Consider the following 4,229-nt stretch of genomic DNA (forward strand, 5'->3'; position numbering starts at 1 on the left):
CCGGATAACCGCGCGCCCGTCACCCATGCGCGAATACGGTGTTTTCCCCGCACCTTTTAGGTGTAAGTCGAACGTTTCGCCACTTTTAGCGACAACTTGAGCTAACAACAATCCTCTTCCGTCGCCCAAATCAGGGTTATAAGCACCAAACTGATGGCCTGCGTATTTCATCGCTAACGGAGAAAATTGCTCTGGTTCCACATTGCCAGACAAGGTATCTAGCAATTCTTCTGAAGCGCTCTCAAATGACGGAAAGCCGAGTTCAGTGGCAAGGTTTTGATTCCAGGCGAGCCATTGGACATTGCTTAACGGAGTTGGTTGGATTGGGGTATAGAACAGTCGAGGTAATGCAGTAAATCGATTGTTAAATGAAATAGAATCCCAGACAGACATGAGAGATACACTGTAAATAAAAGATAATTTAAGATTATCACAGTTTAGTAACAACTTCAGATCAGGTTACACGATTAGCTTTGTGCGAAAGTTGGCTTTGTTGCCCTATGAAATGTAATTTTACTAAGAGGAAGGACGCGTTTAGGAAAAGGTTAAGTGGCTAAGCTGGTGAGAAAAGCCACATTTATAGGAGGAAGAGTTCTAACTTTGAAAACTTTTTTACAAGTATGTTCATAATGAAAACTGGAAATATAGAGCCATTTAGCTGACTACATTAGAGCAAGAATACCCACTAGAGAAAGGGTAGAGAAAATCCAAGTACGGCTGATAACGCCAAAATTACTGTGTTGAATCATTTCTTGATGCTGCATATGCCTCTCCTTGAGAACGTGATGGTGTAACTACAATATATCGGCTTTTTGTTAAAAGCAGCAAGCATATTAATGTTAACCTTTTATGACAGCACCAAGAAGTTTCTGTAACTATTCACCCCTTTGATAAATCATAGATTTAAGCTCGACTTGTCGTTGAAAGCAGCGCTCCAGCTCCAATAAACACGCCCCCTGTCACACGATTGAAAACCTTAGCTCGGCCTTTCGCGAACAACCAGTTCGACGACTTTGCGCCTAAATACGCGTAGACCAATAACCAAGACAACTCCATCACAGCAAAGGTTAAAGCAAACACAGCAAACTGCGGTAATAGCGCGAGTGATGGGTCAATAAACTGCGGGAAAAGTGCGGTAAAAAACAGAATCGCTTTAGGATTACTGGCACCGACAATAAAGCCACTTACGTAGTGAGAAACGATACTCTCTTTAACGACTTTAGAGTCTGATTGCTGACTCGGTAGTTGGTCATAATCTTGCTGACTCGAGCGCAACGATTTCCATCCGAGGAAGATAAGATAAGCCGCCCCCGTCCATTTAATGACATTAAATACCACTTCAGAAGAGGCAATAATGACTCCGAGTCCCGTAAACGATAGCGTGAGAATTCCGGTAATCGCCGTTAGGCTACCTAAAGCAGTAAATATTGATAATTTGAAGCCCGATTGCACACCTTTGGTCATGCACAATAAAGAACTTGGGCCTGGGGATGCCGTCAAAATCAGCACGGCTAACAGATAGTAGATCCATGTATCAAAGCTCATCGTGAATTCTCCTTAACTCACTAAAACGACTAAATATTAAACACCAATATGTAATAAGCCCTCATATTAATCAACTAAATATTGCACTTAACGTCTTCGATATGAATACAAACATCTTTAATCTAGGCAATAAAAAACGCCATGCAGCAATGCATAGCGTTTAAACAAAACGTTTCAAATCGAACGTCTTACTAGATTTCAGGTTCTAAGCTTACAGCCCGATGACCGGATCATTCGCCTAATAGCTACCAACTAGTCTTTGTAGATAGAGAACTCATCAGCGCAAGCAACAAGCTGCTCACGAGTGATCATGAATACACCGTGACCACCATTAGAGAATTCAATCCAAGTGAATGGAATCTCTGGGTACTGATCCATCATATGAACCATTGAGTTACCTACTTCACAGATAAGAATACCGTCATCAGTTAGGTAGTCTGGCGCGTTAGCTAGGATACGGCGAACCAGTTTCAGGCCGTCAGTACCCGCAGCTAGACCAAGTTCTGGCTCGTGAGTGAACTCATCTGGCAGGCTGTTCATATCTTCCTCATCCACGTATGGTGGGTTAGATACGATCAGGTTGTATTTCTCTTTTGGCAGATCACGGAACAGATCAGAACGGATTGGGAACACTTGTTGCTCCATGCCGTGATCTTGAACGTTCTGCTCTGCAACTTGCAATGCATCAGTAGAGATGTCAATTGCGTCAACTTCTGCTTCAGGGAATGCGTGTGCACAAGCGATAGCAATACAGCCACTGCCCGTACAAAGGTCCATGATGCGAGTCGGCTCTTCAGTTAACCAAGGTTGGAATTGAGCTTCAATAAGCTCACCAATTGGAGAACGAGGCACAAGAACACGCTCATCAACGAAGAACTCAAGGCCACAGAACCAAGCTTTGTTCGTTAGGTAAGCCGTTGGTGTACGATCATTGATACGCTTGATTACACGCTCAACAATGCGTAGACGCTCGCTGCTCGTTAGACGAGAGTTCAATACATGTGAAGGAACATCAATCGGCAGATAAAGAGTTGGTAAAATAAGTTGTACCGCCTCATCCCACGCATTATCAGTGCCGTGACCATAAAATAGGCCCGCTGCATTGAAGCGGCTAACAGTCCAACGAATCACATCTTGAAGCGTGTGTAGTTCTGATACCGCTTCTTCTACAAAAATCTTATCCAAAATTGTCTCCGAAAAGCGCTACAATACTGCTAATTACGTTTCAAATTAGAATTCATAACCTGATGAGCAAAAAAGACACCGATTTCGATGACGATTTCGCCCTGTTCAGCGATGCAGTAAAGGGCGTTAAAAAGTTGCAACAGGATACCATAATCCAGCAGCCAAAAAGAAATGCCAAACAAAAAGAAATTACTCGAACGGCAAGACAAGCCAGTGACAGCGAGTTTTATTTCTCAGATGAGTTCATTCCGCACCTTAGCGAAGAGGGTCCAACACGCTATGCGCGTGACGATGTCTCCAAGTATGAAGTGAAACGACTTCGTCGTGGTGTCTATGTACCAGACGTCTATCTGGATATGCACGGCATGACGCAGCAAGAAGCCAAACGCGAGCTTGGCGCTATGATCGCACATTGTGTGAAAGAAGGTGTCGCGTGTGCCTGTGTTCAACACGGCATCGGTAAGCACATCTTAAAAGAGAAAGTGCCTTTGTGGCTGGCTCAGCATCCGGATGTGATGGCCTTTCACCAAGCACCTCTTGAATTTGGCGGCAATGGTGCACTGTTAGTGTTGCTCTCTATCCCAGAGAAATAGAACGAGTCGTAAGCACATCACACCAAATAACAAAGGGCACCTCAATTACTGAGGTGCCCTTTTCTATTCTGGCTGTCGCTCTATGTTCTCTCAAACCCTAAGTTATGGGTTGATGTTCCACAGCAGCTCACCTTTTTGTGTCTCAAGGTCGAATTCAATACACGCTAAACCTGATGTTGGGAACATCGGCGGCGCCATACCGGTTGCAAATTCTGCTGTTAAATAGCCCACTAGAGGTAAATGAGAAACAAATAAAATGGTCTCTAGCTTTTCTACTTCAGCCATTGCCAAGGTCAAATCAAACACATCGTCAGACATTCCATAAGGCGTGATGTCATCACAGGTTTCCACTTTCTTTCCAGAAAACGCCTGAGATATCTCTAACCACGTTTCTTGCGCCCTCAAGTATGGGCTCACAAGCACTTTGTCAAACTGGCTAATGCCCTGCTCATTTGCAGCTTGAGCCACCGCAAGAGAAGCCATTTTACCGCGCTTAGTTAACGCTCGTTCTGCGTCCGAGTTAGCAAAATGCTCTGCTTCACCGTGGCGCATTATGAATATTTTCATGTTCTGTCCTGTCTACGTAACATTTCGAAAGTCGATATATCCCATATCAGCGATACGCTACTTAGCGTTTGGCCCTCAATCCAGAGGGAGCCGCAGTCTATATAAATAATTATATCAAGTCACTTGCTAAAGAGTTCGACTTTCTTAACAATCTTGTTAAAAGAAAATAAATCACTGATAAAAATCGATAAAAGTGATGTAGAAGTCGCCAAAAAAGCACTTCATATCCCAAAATATGATCACGAGGTTTGCACGCCGAACCATCGGGTACATAATTTAAAAACCACCTTCTTTGGAGATGCTCCAGTGCATTTAAGCCCCAACGATGAACATCAATAC

General features: G+C 43.7%; 6 protein-coding genes. 2 read left to right on the forward strand and 4 right to left on the reverse strand.

What is annotated here, in order from left to right; genetic code table 11:
• From BCT81_RS10695 to prmB, 3 genes are all read right to left on the reverse strand, one after another.
• Positions 1–393, reverse strand: a 393-nt coding sequence (locus tag BCT81_RS10695; RefSeq protein WP_198596878.1) for a protein adenylyltransferase SelO family protein, incomplete at its 3' end; no start/stop codon positions are given.
• A 510-nt stretch (positions 394–903) separates the two neighbouring features.
• The gene (locus BCT81_RS10700; protein WP_061033673.1) at positions 904–1,545 is read right to left on the reverse strand and encodes a LysE family translocator; all 642 of its coding nucleotides are present in this window, start codon (positions 1,543–1,545) and stop codon (positions 904–906) included.
• Between the two features lie 252 nt (positions 1,546–1,797).
• Complete coding sequence (gene prmB, locus BCT81_RS10705) at positions 1,798–2,730, reverse strand: 50S ribosomal protein L3 N(5)-glutamine methyltransferase (protein ID WP_008218350.1); 933 nt, start codon at positions 2,728–2,730, stop codon at positions 1,798–1,800.
• Between the two features lie 62 nt (positions 2,731–2,792).
• Between prmB and smrB the strand changes: the two genes are divergently transcribed.
• A complete protein-coding gene (gene smrB / locus BCT81_RS10710) occupies positions 2,793–3,323 on the forward strand; it encodes an endonuclease SmrB (RefSeq protein ID WP_061033674.1) in 531 nt (176 codons plus the stop codon).
• A 102-nt stretch (positions 3,324–3,425) separates the two neighbouring features.
• Here smrB and sixA read toward each other — a convergent pair whose 3' ends face one another.
• Positions 3,426–3,890, reverse strand: coding sequence for a phosphohistidine phosphatase SixA (sixA, locus tag BCT81_RS10715; RefSeq protein ID WP_061033675.1), 465 nt, complete (start codon positions 3,888–3,890; stop codon positions 3,426–3,428).
• A gap of 153 nt (positions 3,891–4,043) precedes the next feature.
• Here sixA and BCT81_RS29590 point away from each other — a divergent pair.
• Positions 4,044–4,229 (forward strand): hypothetical protein (locus BCT81_RS29590; protein ID WP_206748010.1); only part of this gene is annotated, 186 nt, incomplete at its 3' end.

The organism is Vibrio sp. 10N.261.52.A1, from assembly GCF_002876325.1.
GTDB lineage: Bacteria > Pseudomonadota > Gammaproteobacteria > Enterobacterales > Vibrionaceae > Vibrio > Vibrio chagasii.